At 67.9% G+C, this 16,416-nt stretch carries 14 protein-coding genes; 6 read left to right on the top strand and 8 right to left on the bottom strand.

The window, feature by feature from the left end; all coding sequences use genetic code 11:
* Nucleotides 1-29: 29 nt before the first annotated feature.
* On the bottom strand, nucleotides 30-1,451 hold the full coding sequence (locus tag U3653_RS27050; RefSeq protein ID WP_195082017.1) for a WS/DGAT/MGAT family O-acyltransferase: 1,422 nt from the start codon (nucleotides 1,449-1,451) through the stop codon (nucleotides 30-32).
* Nucleotides 1,452-2,342: 891 nt separating this feature from the next.
* On the opposite strand from U3653_RS27050, the gene secA reads away from it, so the two are divergent.
* On the top strand, nucleotides 2,343-5,207 hold the full coding sequence (secA, locus tag U3653_RS27045) for a preprotein translocase subunit SecA (RefSeq protein WP_195082016.1): 2,865 nt from the start codon (nucleotides 2,343-2,345) through the stop codon (nucleotides 5,205-5,207).
* A 68-nt stretch (nucleotides 5,208-5,275) separates the two neighbouring features.
* On the opposite strand, the gene U3653_RS27040 is transcribed toward secA, so the two are convergent.
* From U3653_RS27040 to U3653_RS27025, 4 genes are all read right to left on the bottom strand, one after another.
* A complete protein-coding gene (locus tag U3653_RS27040) occupies nucleotides 5,276-5,695 on the bottom strand; it encodes a DUF732 domain-containing protein (protein ID WP_067810555.1) in 420 nt (139 codons plus the stop codon).
* 245 nt (nucleotides 5,696-5,940) lie between these two features.
* Nucleotides 5,941-6,822, bottom strand: a complete 882-nt coding sequence (rsgA, locus tag U3653_RS27035) for a ribosome small subunit-dependent GTPase A (protein WP_397071473.1) — start codon at nucleotides 6,820-6,822, stop codon at nucleotides 5,941-5,943.
* A gap of 116 nt (nucleotides 6,823-6,938) precedes the next feature.
* Nucleotides 6,939-8,231 (bottom strand): 3-phosphoshikimate 1-carboxyvinyltransferase, encoded by a 1,293-nt coding sequence (gene aroA / locus U3653_RS27030; RefSeq protein WP_195082015.1) that lies wholly within the window; start codon nucleotides 8,229-8,231, stop codon nucleotides 6,939-6,941.
* Between the two features lie 726 nt (nucleotides 8,232-8,957).
* Nucleotides 8,958-10,466, bottom strand: a complete 1,509-nt coding sequence (locus U3653_RS27025; RefSeq protein ID WP_195082014.1) for an aldehyde dehydrogenase family protein — start codon at nucleotides 10,464-10,466, stop codon at nucleotides 8,958-8,960.
* A gap of 166 nt (nucleotides 10,467-10,632) precedes the next feature.
* Between U3653_RS27025 and U3653_RS27020 the strand changes: the two genes are divergently transcribed.
* Nucleotides 10,633-11,421 carry an SOS response-associated peptidase gene (locus U3653_RS27020; protein WP_195082013.1) on the top strand — a complete coding sequence of 263 codons (789 nt, stop codon included), beginning with the start codon at nucleotides 10,633-10,635 and terminating at the stop codon, nucleotides 11,419-11,421.
* A gap of 525 nt (nucleotides 11,422-11,946) precedes the next feature.
* Here U3653_RS27020 and U3653_RS27015 read toward each other — a convergent pair.
* The gene (locus tag U3653_RS27015) at nucleotides 11,947-12,228 is read right to left on the bottom strand and encodes a hypothetical protein (RefSeq protein ID WP_195082012.1); all 282 of its coding nucleotides are present in this window, start codon (nucleotides 12,226-12,228) and stop codon (nucleotides 11,947-11,949) included.
* Between the two features lie 90 nt (nucleotides 12,229-12,318).
* Entirely contained in the window at nucleotides 12,319-12,813 is a 495-nt protein-coding gene (gene ybaK / locus U3653_RS27010; RefSeq protein WP_195046644.1) for a Cys-tRNA(Pro) deacylase, read from the bottom strand.
* A gap of 297 nt (nucleotides 12,814-13,110) precedes the next feature.
* Here ybaK and U3653_RS27005 point away from each other — a divergent pair, with 297 nt between their 5' ends.
* Both U3653_RS27005 and rsrA read left to right on the top strand, forming a co-directional pair.
* Nucleotides 13,111-13,743, top strand: a complete 633-nt coding sequence (locus tag U3653_RS27005; protein ID WP_051021205.1) for a sigma-70 family RNA polymerase sigma factor — start codon at nucleotides 13,111-13,113, stop codon at nucleotides 13,741-13,743.
* 20 nt (nucleotides 13,744-13,763) lie between these two features.
* A complete protein-coding gene (gene rsrA / locus U3653_RS27000) occupies nucleotides 13,764-14,030 on the top strand; it encodes a mycothiol system anti-sigma-R factor (RefSeq protein ID WP_195082143.1) in 267 nt (88 codons plus the stop codon).
* 77 nt (nucleotides 14,031-14,107) lie between these two features.
* Here rsrA and U3653_RS33345 read toward each other — a convergent pair whose 3' ends face one another.
* On the bottom strand, nucleotides 14,108-14,182 hold the full coding sequence (locus U3653_RS33345) for a 50S ribosomal protein bL37 (RefSeq protein ID WP_022597109.1): 75 nt from the start codon (nucleotides 14,180-14,182) through the stop codon (nucleotides 14,108-14,110).
* Nucleotides 14,183-14,272: 90 nt separating this feature from the next.
* Here U3653_RS33345 and U3653_RS26995 point away from each other — a divergent pair, with 90 nt between their 5' ends.
* Complete coding sequence (locus tag U3653_RS26995; RefSeq protein ID WP_067810563.1) at nucleotides 14,273-14,488, top strand: biotin/lipoyl-binding carrier protein; 216 nt, start codon at nucleotides 14,273-14,275, stop codon at nucleotides 14,486-14,488.
* Nucleotides 14,489-14,510: 22 nt separating this feature from the next.
* On the top strand, nucleotides 14,511-16,025 hold the full coding sequence (locus tag U3653_RS26990) for a sensor histidine kinase (protein ID WP_195082011.1): 1,515 nt from the start codon (nucleotides 14,511-14,513) through the stop codon (nucleotides 16,023-16,025).
* The last annotated feature ends 391 nt before the right edge of the window (nucleotides 16,026-16,416 follow it).

Below are 16,416 nucleotides of genomic sequence, written 5' to 3'. Positions count from 1 at the left end.
CCGGGATGTAGACCCGCAGCTTCTTCTGATCAGACGCAGGCACCGAGCATCTCCTCCATGGAATCGCGCACCGCCGTGGCGAGCACGCCGATGTCGGCCATCGCGTCGCGGTCGGCGTTGAGACCGTAGAAGACACGTCCGTCGTAGGACGTGATCCCGATGCTCGACGCCTGATTGCGCAGCAGTGGCGACACCGGGTACATCTCCAGCATCCGCGCGCCGCCGATGTACATCGGCGCTTGCGGACCCGGCGCGTTGGTGATCACCAGATTGAACGTGTGTTCTGCGAACGTACTCGCCGCGCGCACACTCATCGCATGCAGGCTGGCCGGAGCGAAACCGGCCAGGTGCACGAGCGTCCGCGCGCGGACGCCGCGCCGCTGACGTCCGTTGAGCTCGGTGGCGTGCGCGATGTGCGACAACCGCATCACCGGGTTCGGTTCGCCGACCGGCAGATCGATCAGGAACGACGACACCTCGCTCGCCGAGTGCGTCTGGTCGCCGTCGTTCCCCTCGACGTACACCGACATCGGCACCACCGCCCGCAGCGTGGTGGACTCGGTCAGCGCTTCCCCGCGCGAGAGCAGCCAGTTGCGCAGCGCGCCGGTGACCACCGCGAGGATGGCGTCGTTGGTCGAGCAATCGAACCGCCTGCGGATCGTGCGGTAGTCCGCCAGGTCGGTGCGCACCACGTCGAAGCGCCGATTTCGCGAGGTACGTGTGTTCAGGGGGCTGGCGGGCGCTCCGGTCGCCGCGGTGCGCACCGCGCCGATGACCGACTCGACCGCCTTGCCCGCCGTCCCGAGCACCGCGAACGCGCCCGCGCTGGCGTCCCTGGCCACCTCGACGGCCTTGCGCGGCTGTGCGGCGAGATGGGCGAGCGCGCCCACCAGCAGTTCCATCTCGCCGGGCTCGCGCGGGGCGATCCAGTCGTCGCAGGCCAGTTCGCGGGGCGCAGGCCCGGCGTCGAGGATCACGTGCCCGATCTCGAGCGCGGTGTCCCCGTCCACCAGGGCGGCATGCGTCTTGGTGAAGATGGCGCAGCGGCCGTCGGACAACCGTTCGATCAGGTACATCTCCCACAGCGGACGGGCTGGATCCAAGGGGTGGGAGACGAGCCGGGCGACCAGATCGTGCAGCTGCTCGTCGGTGCCCGGACCGGGCAGAGCCGAACGCCGGACGTGGTAGGTGATGTCGAACCGGCTGTCCTCGACCCATACCGGCCGCCCGAGCGACAGCGGGATCTCCCGCACTTTGCGCCGGTATCTGGGCACCAGCGAGAGCCTGCTCTCGACCAGATCGACCAGCCGGTCGTAGTCCAGGATCGCCTCGCCCGCGCCGTCGCCGATTTCGGTGTTCCGCACGATCGCGAGAGAGCCGATATGGATCGGATTGCTGCTCGACTCGAGCCGGTAGAAGGCCGTGTCCTGCGGCGTCAGTCTCGTGATCACGCTGCCCGGTGCTCCTTCTCCGATGCCGTCCCCGCTTCATTGTGCTGCCGCACCGACCGTCGGCCCGGCTGTTGCGCCATTTCTGATGAATTCCGTACACGTTTTTCCGCGCCGGAGTTCCATGACACGCTGGCCCACTCGAGTTCTGCGAACCGATTCGATCACAGGGCGGACCGAGGTGCAGGGCAAAGATCCGATCGCGCCCGGCGGCGCTACCGGAAACGGCCCAGGCCCGCCGACCAGCCCGAAGCTGCACCCCAACCCCTCGCTGCCGAGAAACCCGAGAGAGGCATGTGCTTGGCCTACTTCCCGCGCGGCCGCCATCACGCTCGCCAGAAAGCCACAAGCAGTGCCGTTCCCACAACTCCTCTCCGCCGCGTCCGACGGCGCCTACCGGCGCGGATGAGGTGATCCAACTCTCGGCCCCGACCCGAACCGAACGACCACTTCCGCCGAACCAGGAGCAGCGATCACCTCGGCACAGCCGGCGGACGGGAACCAGCGTCAGTCGCGGCGGCGTGATCGCTCCTGCGAAACCGCTCAGCTATACCGCTACCCAGCTCCGCAGGGCCGCATACACCGAGGTCATGCCGCTACCACCACACGCAACCACCCACCTCAACCACGTCTTTCGAGCGAAGCGAGACCGAGCATCCGCCGTTCGCGGCCCGGCTCGCGTCCGAGTGACCGCCGCGTCCGCGACGAAGTCGCCAGCGGCGGTCACTCGGACGCGAGCCACAAAGGGGCCGCGAACACGCAGCGCCGAAGGCGCTGCCATCGAACAGAGCATTACCATGGGGCATGCAGCGGATTCCGCGCAACCGCGTGGGCCGCACCGGCCCGGGGGCCGACGACAGATTTGACACACCGACCAGAGGACTGACGAGACCCGTGCCTGCGCTGACACTGACGAGGTTGCTACGGATTGGTGAGGGTCGCATTGTCAAGCGGCTCTCGCATTTCGCCGACCAAGTCCTCGCCCTCGAACCGGAGTACGAAGACCTCAGCGACGCGGAGCTACGGGCCAAGACCGACGAGTTCCGCGAGCGGTACGCCGAGATGGTCGAGGACGGCGAGCCCGATCCGCTCGGCCAGTTGATGGCCGAGGCGTTCGCGGTCGCACGGGAGGCGTCCTGGCGCGTGCTCAGCCAGAAGCACTACAAGGTGCAGGTCATGGGCGGCGCGGCGCTGCACACCGGCAACATCGCCGAGATGAAGACCGGTGAGGGCAAGACCCTGACCTGTGTGCTGCCCGCGTACCTGAACGCGATCAGCGGTGACGGCGTGCACGTCGTGACGGTGAACGACTACCTGGCCAAGCGCGACGCGGAGTGGATGGGCCGCGTGCACCGCTTCCTCGGCCTCGAGGTCGGCGTCATCCTGTCCGGCATGAGCCCCGCCCAGCGGCGGGTGGCCTACAACGCCGACATCACCTACGGCACGAACAACGAGTTCGGCTTCGACTACCTGCGCGACAACATGACGCACTCGCTGGACGACTTGGTGCAGCGCGGGCACAACTTCGCCATCGTCGACGAGGTCGACTCCATCCTCATCGACGAGGCGCGCACCCCGCTGATCATCTCCGGTCCCGCCGACGCGTCGTCGAAGTGGTACGCCGAGTTCGCGCGCATCGCGCCGCTGCTGAAGAAGGACGTGCACTACGAGGTCGACATCAAGAAGCGCACGATCGGCGTGCACGAGGCCGGCGTCGAGTTCGTCGAAGACCAGCTCGGCATCGACAACCTCTACGAGGCCGCCAACTCGCCGCTGGTGAGCTACCTGAACAACGCCATCAAGGCCAAGGAGCTCTACACCCGCGACAAGGACTACATCGTCCGCGACGGCGAGGTGATCATCGTCGACGAGTTCACCGGCCGCATCCTGGTCGGGCGCCGCTACAACGAGGGCATGCACCAGGCGATCGAGGCCAAGGAAGGGGTGGAGATCCAGCCGGAGAACCAGACCCTGGCCACGATCACCCTGCAGAACTACTTCCGCCTCTACGACAAGCTCTCCGGCATGACCGGCACCGCCGAGACCGAGGCGGCCGAGCTGCACCAGATCTACAACCTCGGCGTGGTCCCGATCCCGACCAACAAGCCGATGATCCGCGCCGACCAGTCCGACCTGATCTACAAGACGGAGGAGGCCAAGTTCTCCGCCGTGGTCGACGACGTCACCGAGCGGCACGAGAAGGGCCAGCCGGTGCTGATCGGCACCACCAGCGTCGAGCGCTCGGAGTACCTGTCCAAGCAGTTCACCAAGCGCGGCATTCCGCACAACGTGCTGAACGCGAAGTTCCACGAGAAGGAAGCCGAGATCATCGCCGAGGCCGGCAGGCCGGGCGCGGTGACCGTCGCCACGAACATGGCCGGCCGCGGTACCGACATCGTGCTCGGCGGCAACCCGGACATCATCGCCGACATCCTGCTGCGCAAGCAGGGTCTGGACCCGGTCGAGACGCCGGAGGAGTACGAGCGCGCCTGGCTGCCGACGCTGGACCAGGTCAAGGCCCAGACCGCCGAGGACGCCGACGCGGTGCGCGACGCCGGCGGCCTCTACGTGCTCGGCACCGAGCGGCACGAGTCGCGCCGCATCGACAACCAGCTGCGCGGCCGTTCCGGCCGTCAGGGCGACCCGGGTGAGTCCCGCTTCTACCTGTCGCTGGGCGACGAGCTGATGCGCCGGTTCAACGGCGCGGCGCTGGAAGCGATCATGACCCGGCTGAATCTGCCCGACGACGTGCCGATCGAGGCGAAGATGGTCTCCAAGGCCATCAAGAGCGCGCAGACGCAGGTCGAGCAGCAGAACTTCGAGATCCGCAAGAACGTGCTCAAGTACGACGAGGTGATGAACCAGCAGCGCACCGTCATCTACGGCGAGCGCAACCGGATCCTGCGCGGCGAGGACATGGAGGGCCAGGTCCAGAGCATGATCACCGACGTGATCACCGCTTACGTGGACGGCGCCACCGCCGAGGGCTACGTCGAGGACTGGGATCTGGACAAGCTGTGGACGGCGCTGAAGACGCTGTACCCGGTGAGCCTGGACTACCGGGACCTGACCGGCGAAACCGACATCGGCGAGGCCGGCGAGCTCACCCGCGAGGAACTGCTGGAGGCGCTGCTGGACGACGCGCACGCCGCCTACGAGCGCCGCGAAGCCGAGATCGACGGTCTCGCGGGCGAGGGCAGCATGCGCAATCTGGAACGGCAGGTGCTGCTGTCGGTGCTCGACCGCAAGTGGCGGGAACATCTCTACGAGATGGACTACCTCAAGGAGGGCATCGGCCTGCGCGCGATGGCCCAGCGTGACCCGCTGGTGGAGTACCAGCGCGAGGGCTTCGACATGTTCACCGCGATGCTCGACGGTCTCAAGGAGGAGTCGGTCGGCTTCCTGTTCAACCTGCAGGTCGAGGTGCAGCAACCGCAGCCGGAAGGCGTCGCCGTCGGTACCGGTCTTCGTTCGCCGGTCGGAGCCATGACCGCCCCGCGTCCGCTGCCCACCGAGGAGGCGCAGGTCGCCAACGGGCACGGCGCGCCGGCGGCGCTGCGCGCCAGGGGTATCGATGACACCGCTCCGCGCGGTTTCAGCTACTCCGGCCCTGACGAGGGCGGCCGCGCCGCGGTGCACAGCGACGCCGAGGAGTACGGCGTGGACGGTGGCCCGCAGCAGACCCGGCGCGAGCGCCGCGAGGCCGCCCGCGCGGAGGCGAAGGGCCGCCGCGGCCCGAAGTCCCGCCGCCGCCACTGATCCGCTGAACTACGAAGGCGCTCAGAGCTTCTCTGGGCGCCTTCGTCGTTCTCGGATGATTCGGAGGGTCAGATGCTGTTCCACGGACAGTACGCATCGATCGCGGCGTCCAAGAAGATGTAGGGATACTCGACGGCGTCGCGAGAACTCTCGGCGAGTGTGATGTGATTGCGGGCCGAATTGCCGTGCGCGTCGAGCCAGTTGCACTCCGAATGCGCCAGCGCTATCGCCGCGTCTTGGACGTCGTAATCGGCTCCGGCGTAATAGCTTTCGCGTAGGAACTTCCGGTCCGCGGCGCTGCGGGCAGGTCCAGAGCTTCCTCCCGCCGATCCGGAACTGCCCGACGCCGATCCGGAACTGCCGGACGCCGAGCCGGAACCGGGTGCGGCGAGGGCGGTCTGGCTGCCGCCGAGCAGCAGTGCGGCCGCCGTGGTGGCGACGAGAAATGTGTTGTACATGGTGGCTTTCGCGCGGGCAGAGCTGTCCATAGGTCCTCGAGACAAGGGATAGGCGGATTGCCTTCGGAGGGCATGGACAACGCTCCGAGCCCTCGGCGGCAGGGCCCGAACGTTAGCGGGACCCGCTGTGCGGTAGAGGCTTTCGACCGATCACGAGGGGTCGTTCGGGAGCTCCGGCTGCTTCCGGTCCGGACGCGCCGGGGCCAGCGCGCATCGAGGCCGGAAACGGCGGCGCGAACCGGGCGGTCCCGCACCGTCGCGGTAGGCCGAGACGATCACCAGGGGTCGTTGGACATGAGGGCGACGAGCAGACGGCGGATGGCGACCACCCGGTGTTCCTTGCCCGGCAGCTGGTCCAGCGCGCATTCCGGATCGGCGGGCGGGCCGAGATGGGTGCAGCCCCGCGGGCAGTCCTCGATGGCGTCGGCGAGGTCGGTGAACGCGGCGATCACGTCGTCCGGGGTGATGTGCGCCAGGCCGAACGATCGCACGCCGGGTGTGTCGATGACCCAGCCGCCTCCGGGCAGGGGGAGCGCCACCGACTGGGTGGAGGTGTGCTTGCCCTTGCCAACGCCGGACACCTCGCCCACGGCCCGCTCCGCTTCCGGGACAAGACGATTGACCAGCGTCGACTTGCCGACGCCGGAGTGGCCGATCAGCGCGGTGAGGTGATCGGTGAGCAGGTCGAGGACCGGATCGAGCGGATCGTCGATGCCGCCGTAGACGATGGTGAGATCGAGATCCTCGAACGTGGCCGCGAATTCGGAATCGGCCGCCAGATCGTGCTTGGTCAAGCACAGAACCGGTTGCAGCCCACCGGCATAGGCGGCGACCATGGCGCGCTCCACGAAACCGGTGCGCGGGGGCGGGTCGGCGAGCGCGACCACGATGAACAGCCGCTCCGCGTTGCCGACCACGATGCGCTCGAACGGATCGGTGTCGTCGGCGGTGCGGCGCAGCACCGTCCTGCGGTCGGCGACCCGGACGATACGCGCGAGGGTGTCCGGTCGCCCGGACAGGTCGCCGACCACGTCCACCTGGTCGCCGACCACGATCGGCGTGCGGCCCAGCTCCCTGGCGCGCATCGCGACGATGCGGCGATCCGGATCACCGCCGAGGACGCATCCCCACCGGCCCCGGTCGACCGACACCACCATGGCCGACTGGGCGTCGTTGTGCTGCGGCCGGGTCTTCGTGCGGGGACGGGAACTGCGCCCCGGACGAACCCGGACGTCGGATTCGTCGTAGCTGGCCGCTGATCGTCGTCCCCGGTTCAGTGCGCCGCTCCCTCGTCGGATAGCGCGGGCTCGAGCATCTGCTCCCACAAGGCGACGAAATTCGGCAGGGTCTTGGCCGTGGTCCCGATGTCCTCGATCTCCACGCCGGGCACCCGAAGGCCGAGAATGGCTCCCGCCGTGGCCATCCGGTGGTCGGCGTAGGAATGCCATTTGCCGCCGTGCAGGTCGGCGGGCACGATCTCCAGTCCGTCCTCGGTCTCGGTCACCTTGCCGCCGAGGCGGTTGATCTCGGTGGACAGCGCGGCCAGCCGGTCGGTCTCGTGCCCACGCAGATGGGAGATGCCGCGCAGCACGGACGGCGAGTCGGCCAGCGCGGCCAGCGCCGCCACGGTGGGCGTCAGCTCGCCCACGTCGTGCAGGTCGATATCGATGCCCGCGAGCCGGTCGGGGCCGTGCACGGTGAGCACGCCGTCGAAGATCCGCGCTTCCGCGCCCATGCGCACCAGGATCTCGCGGATGACGTCACCCGGCTGGGTGGTCAGCCGCGGCCAGTGCGGGATGCTGACCGTTCCGCCCGTGATCGCGGCCGCGGCCAGGAACGGGGTGGCGTTGGACAGGTCCGGCTCCACCTCCCAGTCCACCGCGCGGATCGGCCCGTGCTCGACGGTCCAGGTCTGCGCCTTGAAGCTGTCCGCGGGCGCCTGCACCCGCACGTCTGCGCGGCGCAGCATCTCCACGGTCATCTCGATGTGCGGCATAGACGGCAGCGCCTTGCCGTCGTGGTGCACCACCAAGCCCTCGTCGAAGCGCGCGGCCGACAGCAGCAGACCCGAGACGAACTGCGAGGATCCGGACGCGTCGATCGTCACGGTGCCGCCGCGCAGCGCGCCGGTGCCGTGCACGGTGAACGGCAAGGCGTCGCCGTCGATATCGGCGCCGAGCGAGCGCAGCGCGTCCAGTATGGTGCGCAGCGGCCGGATCCTGGCCTGCTCGTCACCGTCGAAGGCCACATCGCCCGACGCCAAGGCGGCGACCGGCGGCAAGAAGCGCATCACCGTGCCCGCGAGCCCGCAGTCGACCGTGCCGCCGCCCAGCGGGGCCGGAGTGACGGTCAACGTGTCGCCCTCACCCTCGATGCCGACGCCGAGCGCGCACAGCGCGGCGATCATCAGGTTCGTGTCCCGGCTGCGCAGCGCACCGGTGATGGTGGAGGGACCGTCGGCAAGGGCGGCCAGGATGAGCGCCCGGTTCGTGATCGATTTCGACCCGGGCAGGGTCACGGTCGCGTGTACGGGGACCTCGACATGGGGCGCTGGCCAAAAGTTCACCAGTCCATCATCACACGGTGCTGATTGGCAGCGCCTTCGGCGCTGCGTGTTCGCGGCCCTCTCATGGCTCGCGTTTGCGCGACCGCCGCTTGCTCCTTCGTCGCGTACGCGGCGGCCACGCAAACGCGAGCCGGGCCGCGAACGCGCATGCTTGGTCTCGCTTCGCTCGAAAGACGTGGTTGCGGTGCGCTGGGCGCGTCGGTGTCCGAGCTTGCTATCGAGTGCATGCGGTTTGTGGTGGGCGGTGCCGGATCGGGTCCGACTGCCGTTGTCGTTTGTCGCCTGCGGTGCTGCGTGTTCGCGGCCTCTTGGTGGGCTCGCTGGCCGCGAGCGGGGTGTTCGGTCTCGCTGCGCTCGGAAGGCGTGGTTGCAGTGCGGTGCGTCGGTATCGACCCCTACTGGTGCATGGTTTGTAGTGGTTCGGCTCGGCTGCCGCTTGTTCTTGTCACCACGCGGCGGCGGATGGCGCATGCTCGGTCTCGCTCCGACCCGGCGGGTCGGCCGAAGTTGTTGCGGTGGAAAACACACCGGATCGGGGATGCACGCGAGCTGTGCCGGTCGAGTGCCCCGGTTGTCATCGGGGGCGCGGACGACGCGCGGCCGACTTCGTCCGGTCTCATAGCGCCTCGCAGGCGCGTTCACCTGGCGGATGCTCGGTTGGTCTCACCTATGGCGCGGGGCCGGGCGCTCGATGGGGTCGAGTGCCCGGCCCCGGCCGTCGGGTTCTTACTTGTGCCGTCCGTGCAGGAACGGGACGAGCTTGCGCAGCAGCTTCATCGTGGAGTCGGTGCGGCTGTAGCTCAGCAACGCCATGCCGGGAACGGTGAAGCGCTGCACCGCGATCGAGTGCGGGCGGGTGAACTCGCGCAGGCCCGGTTCGCCGTGGATGCGGCCGATGCCGGAATCGCCGACGCCGCCGAAGGGCAGGCCGGGGATGGCGGCGAAGGCGAGCACGGAGTTCACCGAGGTGGCGCCGACGCGCAGCTTGCGTGCGATGTCCAGGCCGTTCTTCTTCGAGTAGACCGCGGAGGACAGGCCGTACTTGGAGTTGTTGGCCAGTTTCACCGCTTCGTCGACGCTGTCGACGGTGCGGATGGTGATGGTCGGGCCGAAGGTCTCCTCGGCCACCGCCTCGGAGTTCTCGTCCACGTCGACCAGCACGACGGGTTCGATGAACGGCGCCTTGACCGATTCGGGGCCGCCGAGCACCGCGGTGCCGCCGTTCTTCAGCGCGTCATCGATGTGGCGGCGCACGATGTCGATCTGGCTCGGCATGGTCATCGGGCCGTAGGCGGCCTTGTCGTCGGAGCCGGGCTTGATGTCGGTGAGGATGCGCTTGACCTCCGCGACGAACTCCTCGCGCACCGAACGGTCGACGTAGACCCGCTCGACGCCGGCGCAGGTCTGGCCGCTGTTGGCGGTGGCGCCCCAGGCGACCGCGTCGGCCGCGGCCTTGATGTCGGCGTCGGGGGCGACGATCACCGCGTCCTTGCCGCCGCACTCGAGCAGCACGGGGGTGAGCCGCTCGGCGGCGGCGGCCATGATCCGCTTACCGGTGGCGGTGGAGCCGGTGAACGCGATCTTGTCGATGTCCGAGCGGACCAGCGCCGCGCCGGTGGCGCCATACCCGTTGATCGTGATGAAGACGCCCTCTGGCAGTTCGCGATTGGCTTCGGCGAACGCGTCGGCGAGGAAGTTGCCGATGCTCGTGGAGTACTCGCTCGGCTTGAACACGACGGTGTTGCCCGCGGCCAGCGCGTAGGCGATGGAGCCGTTGGGCGTGTAGACCGGGTAGTTCCACGGACCGATCACGCCGACGACGCCGAGCGGGCGCTGCTCGAGCCGGGCGCTGAAGTTCGACATCAACGCGCCGGGGGAGACCTTCTTCGGGCCGAGCACCTTCTTGGCGTTCTTGGCCGCCCAGGAGATGTGCTCGAGGGCGAGCATCAATTCCAGGAAGGCGTCGTCGACCGGCTTGCCGTTCTCGGCGTGGATCAGCGCGCAGAATTCCTCCGATTTCTGCACCAGCCTGCTCGACCAGCGCAGCAGATGCGTGCGCCGCTGGTCGAAACTCAGCGCGCCCCACGTGGCGGCGGCTGCGCGCGCCTTGGCGACCGCGGCGGCGACCGCCGCGTCGTCGGCGATGACGTGCGTGCCGATCACCTCGCCTGTCGCCGGATTGACCGACGTCAGTGCCGTGTCGTGATCGGCGGGTTTGGTGTCGGTGGATGTCACAGTGGTTCTCCTCTTGCCGTCTGCGGTGGACGGTCGATGCGCGGGTCCGAGTGGACGGGCGACCCGTCCTTCCGATGAGAGAATGCTATGCCACAACTCTCAACAGGTCATCAGCTATGCACCAATTCTTCCCGACGCTGTCGGTGGCAAGTGGGACTATCGGGATATGTGCGGACGATATGCGACCACGACCAACCCCGGCAGGCTCGCGGTCGAATTGGATGCGATCGATGAGACCGGCGCGGCCGACCAGGGTTCGTTCACCAATTACAACGTCGCTCCGACCACCCAGGTGCTCACCGTGGTCGAGCGGCACGACCAAGGCCGCGAAGACGATGACCCCAAACTGCGTATCCGGCGCATGCGCTGGGGACTGATCCCGGTGTGGACGAAAGCGGCCGAGCCAGGCGTCCCGGTCAAAGGCAAACCGCTGTTCAACGCCCGCGCCGACAAGGCCGCCACCACGCCTTCCTTCCGTGACGCGGTGAAATACCGGCGCTGCCTGGTGCCGATGGACGGCTGGTACGAGTGGGTCGTCGAGCCGAACGGCGACAAGGGCGGAAAAGGCAAGGTCGCCAAGCACCCGTACTACATGGCCAACGCGGACGGTTCCCGGCTCTACATGGCAGGTCTGTGGTCGGTCTGGCGCGACCGTTCGCAGCCGGAGAGCGCCCCGCTGCTGTCGTGCACCATCCTCACCACCGACGCGGTCGGCGACCTCACCCGCATCCACGACCGTATGCCGCTGCCCATGCCCCGCGAACACTGGGACGCCTGGCTGGACCCCGATCACCCGGCTCCCGCGAGCCTGCTGGAGACCCCTTCCGAGGAGGTCGTCGCCGGAATCGTGCCCCGCCCGGTGCCCGCCCTGGTCAACAGCGTCCGCAACAACGGCCCGGAACTACTCGCCCCAGTGGATGAACAGAAGGAAGCCGAGCAGATCAGCCTGCTGTAAAGGTTCACTGACCAACGCCCGGACTCCCGCGCAACTGCAAACAACGGTCCTGTTCGTGCGGAGTGACGCGCAATCGGATATCGGCCCGACTCGGATCTCCACCGTGAAGACTTGCGTGCGCGATGGGCGATCGAAGGCCGCGCTATGCACCGCGCTCACGTCTCGCAGCGACCGCCCCTGCACAAACGGCATCAACCCAGCTCCGGCCTAGAGATAGCGAGACCGAGCATCCGCCGTTCGTCGCCGGACCCAGCTCCATCAGTTGAAGCCGCATTCCGAGCGCCGTGGGTGGCGCTCGACTGGACGGTCGCCATCGGGCGCGCGCTGAATCGTGACTAAGACCGCTGACGTGCCCAGCCGACCTCCACCACGTCTTCCGAGCGAAGCGAGACCGAGCATCCTCCGTTCGCGGCCCGGATCGCGTTCGACCGGTCGACGCGTAGGCGACGAAGGAGCAAGCGTCGGCCGGTCGAACGCGAGCCATAAGGGGGCCGCGAACACGCAGCGCCGCAGGCGCTGCAAAAATTACAGACTGCACTTCACGCTGGGTGAAGCGATATTCAGCCCGCACTTGATGATTCCGGCGACCAGGTCGATCAGCTTGGTGGTGACAGTGCCGCTCAGCTTCTCGGCTTTCCCGGCCTTGTCGTCACTCTTCGAACCCTGACCGTCGAAGTCGAACACGGAATCGCTGACCTGCGTGACCTGCGGGCTGTCCGGTGCGGCGGCTGCCTCGGGGGCGAGGAGCGTTACCGAACCGAGAGCCACGACGAGAGTTCCGAACAACGCGACGATCACGGTGCGCAAACGCTGCTGCGTAGACATTCGCATCACATCCTCGAGTCGGTTCGATCTGGCCTGTTCAGTAACGCACAGATCGCGGCGATCGTGGCCGAATTACGCGGATGTCACGGGCGCGGTCACCGCGCCGGTCAGCCGGATCAGGTCGGCGGGCGCAAGTTCGATCTCCAGTCCGCGCCGTCCTGCGCTGCACAGCATCCGGTCCCAGGTCAGCGCCGATTCGTCGATCACGGTGGGCAGCCGCTTGCGTTGACCGAGCGGGGAGATGCCACCGAGGACGTACCCGGTCGTCTTCTCCGCCCGCGTCTTGTCCGCCATGCTCGCCTTGGACGCGCCGAGCGCGGCCGCCGCGGCCTTGAGCGACAACGTGTTCGGCACCGGGAGCACGGCCACCGCGAGCGAGCCGGTGGCGAGTTCGATGACCAAGGTTTTGAAGATCTGCCCGGCCGCGACCCCCAGTTCGGCGCCGAGCGCGTCGACCGCCTCGGTGCCGTAGGAGTCGGAGCGCGGATCGTGCTGGTAGGTGTGCACCCGGTGGGCCACCTTCGCCTGGGTCAACGCGCGGATCGCCGGAGTCGAGCCTGCTGCCATGAGCCACACCCTAACGACGGCCGCAGCCGGGCCCGCAACGGGATTTCGCGCGAATTCGCCGGGCGCCCGCGGGCCGGTGGGAACACCGGACGGCTCGAGCATGTTGTAGCCGGTACACCGCGCTCGGAATGCTTTCCACCGGTGAGCAGGCCCTATGGAGACGACAAGGAGATGCCTGTGCCCGTGCTGCTCGACGACCGTCCGGTGGGGACCGAGGTGTCCCGGACCGACGGCGGATTCTCCTTCGATGTGCCGATGCCGGTAGATTTGGCAGGTACGGCGATCGAAGGGACAGGTGTGACGAGCGACGATGACGTGGCGGCCGACGATGTCGCCGCCGTCGACGATGCCGAGCTGGCACAGCGGTTCGAACGGGACGCGCTCCCGCTGCTCGACCAGCTCTACGGCGCCGCGCTGCGCATGACCAGGAACCCGGCGGATGCCGAGGACCTGGTCCAGGAGACCTACGTGAAGGCCTACCAGGGCTTCAAGTCGTTCCGGGAGGGCACCAACCTGCGTGCCTGGCTGTACCGGATCCTGACCAACACCTACATCAACTCCTACCGCAAGAAGCAGCGCCAGCCCGCGCAGTATCCGACCGACGAGATCACCGACTGGCAGCTGGCCGCGACCGCGGAGCACACCTCGCAGGGCCTGCGGTCGGCCGAGGTCGAGGCGCTGGACGCGTTGCCGGACGACGACATCAAGGCCGCGCTGCAGGAACTTCCGGAGGAGTTCCGTATGGCGGTGTACTACGCCGACGTCGAGGGTTTCCCGTACAAGGAGATCGCCGACATCATGGGCACGCCCATCGGCACGGTGATGTCCCGGCTGCACCGCGGCCGGAAACAGCTCAAGGGTCTGCTCGCCGATGTCGCGCGGGAGCGCGGATTCAACCGTTCGGGGGAACGCCAGGAGGTCAAGCAGTGAGTACCGAGCGGGACCCCGACATGGAACTCGACTGCACGGCGGTGCTCGCCGACGTGTGGTTGATGCTGGATGGGGAGTGCGACGACGCGACTCGGGAACGGTTGCAGCACCACATGGAGCACTGCAGCCCTTGTATCGAGGCCTACGGCATCGAAGAGAAGATCAAGAGCCTGCTCAGCCGCAAGTGCGGCGGTGATCGCGCGCCCGCGTCGCTGCGTGAACGCCTGACCGTCGAGCTGCGCCGGACGTTCGTGACCAAGGAGACTTCGGTCGAGACCTCCGACTAGTCCGATCGGTGAGACACGAGCGGCACGCCTTCCTGCTGGAAGTGCGTGCCGCTTCGTGCTTGCGGGCCGAGCGTCGCTCAGGCGTTGGGCCGCTTGCCGTGGTTGGCTGCGTTCCCCTTGCGGCTACGCTTCTTACGTCCGCGCTTACCCATGAGTAGTCTCCCTTCTGGTTGAAGGCCATTCTTTCACGTGTGGTTGGCTGTACCGTCAGCGGATGCAGGCCAACGAGGATATGGGGTGTCATGGCTGAGGAAGTGCTCGCCGAACTGGTGTCGGTCGTCTACCAGGTGGTCGCCAAGGAGGGCGACGAGGTGAAGGAAGGCGACACCCTGGTGATCCTCGAGTCGATGAAGATGGAGATCCCTGTGGTCGCGGAGTCCAGCGGCACGGTGACCTCGATCGGCGTGAAGGAAGGCGACGCGATCAAGGCGGGCCACCTGATCGCGGTCATCTCCTGATCGATTGCGGCGGTAGATCTGCATGGCGACACTGAGCGAGCTGCTGGCCGAGCACACCGACCTCCCCGGCGTCGCCGTGGATCATCTGCAGCGAGTGGTGGGTGATTGGCAGCTGCTGTCCGATCTGTCCTTCGCCGATCTGCTGCTGTGGGTCGGCGCCGGACCGGTGACCGAGGGCGCGGACATCGTCTGCGTCGCGCAGTGCCGTCCCACCACCGCTCCCACCGTGCACCAGGAGGACCTGGTGGGCACGGTCGCCCTGCGGGCAGACCATCCGCAGGTGTTCGACGCCCTGGTCAGCGGCGAGATCGTGCGATCAGACAGCGAGGTCGAGGCGTCGGGCGTCTACCACCCGCATCCGGTGCACGCGATCCGCGAGGCCATCCCGGTCCGCTGCGGCGACGACGTGATCGCGGTACTGAGCCGGGACACCGACATGCAACGTTCCCGGGTGCGCAGTCAGCTGGAGAGCGCCTACGTGGCGTGCGCCGACGACCTGTGCCAGATGATCGCCGACGGCACCTTCCCGACCACGGAGGATCGCGCCGCCACCCATTCCAGCCCGCGCGCGGGAGACGGGTTCATCCGCCTCGACACCGAGGGCATCGTCGTCTACGCCAGCCCCAACGCCTTGTCGGCCTATCACCGGATGGGTCTGCAAGCCGACCTGGCAGGTCAGGATCTCGCCGCCACCACCCGTTCGCTGATCACCGACCCGTTCGACGCCCAAGAGGTGGTCGGCGACATCCAAGCCGCTCTGGCCGGGCGCACCGGGCGGCGGATGGAGGTCGAGGCGCGCGGAGCCACCGTGCTGCTGCGCACCCTCGTGCTGCGCCCGCACGGTGAGCTGGCAGGCGCCGCGGTGCTGGTGCGCGACGTCACCGAGGTGAAGCGGCGCGATCGCGCGCTGCTGAGCAAGGACGCCACCATCCGGGAGATCCACCACCGGGTCAAGAACAACCTACAGACCGTCGCCGCGCTGCTGCGCCTGCAAGCCCGCCGCACCGAGAACGAGGAGGCGCAGGTCGCGCTCACCGAATCGGTGCGCAGGGTCACCTCCATCGCCTCGGTGCACGAGATGCTGTCGATGTCGGTGGACGAAGAGGTCGATCTGGACGAGGTCGTCGACCGGCTGCTGCCGATCATGGCCGACGTGGCCACGGTGCACACCGCGCGCATCAAAGTGCGCCGCGCCGGCTCCCTCGGCGTCTTCTCCGCCGAGCGCGCGACCCCGTTGGTGATGGTGCTCACCGAACTGGTGCAGAACGCCATCGAGCACGCCTTCGATTCCGGCGAAAACGGCACGGTGACAATCCGTTCCGAGCGTTCGGCCCGCTGGCTGGACGTGATCATCAGCGACGACGGCCGCGGTCTGCCGCCCGGATTCAGCCTGGAATCCTCCGATCGGCTCGGCCTCCAGATCGTGCGCACCCTGGTGACCGCCGAACTCGGCGGTTCCATCGGCCTGCACCCCGGCGCCGACATCGGCACCGATGCCGTCCTGCGCGTCCCGCTGGGGCGTCGTTCCGGCCGCTGACCGGCCCGTTCGGTACGCGAGGGGTACAGCGCGGTAGCTCCACGTCGAGAGCGAGCGGCGGCGTTTCCGCCGCCGCGATATCGGTCGCGTCCGCCCTCGCCGCGCGCTGTTGCTCGGATGTCGCGGGCGGGCCGCTACCGAGGTGTCGTTCGCGGCTTGCCGCGCGGTGACTTCGTGAATGTCCGCATCGAGTGGAATGCGAGGTGTCGCATGGATTGGCGACCGTGCGAAGCCGCTTGGAAACCAACCACTTTCCCACAGGTTCCGCTGGATCGCGAGTCGAACCGCGGCGGTGTCGCGCGGTTATCCGCGCTGCCGATATTGCCGTCCGAGGCAACCGCATTGATCGGCTTCCGGATTCGTCGCGAAGCGAGACCGATCATTTCCAGTT

The organism is Nocardia implantans (assembly GCF_035544775.1).
In the GTDB taxonomy this organism is placed as follows: Bacteria; Actinomycetota; Actinomycetes; order Mycobacteriales; family Mycobacteriaceae; genus Nocardia; species Nocardia implantans.
The sequence above is the reverse complement of the archived record's forward strand: the minus strand, read 5'-3'. Positions and strand labels throughout refer to the sequence as shown.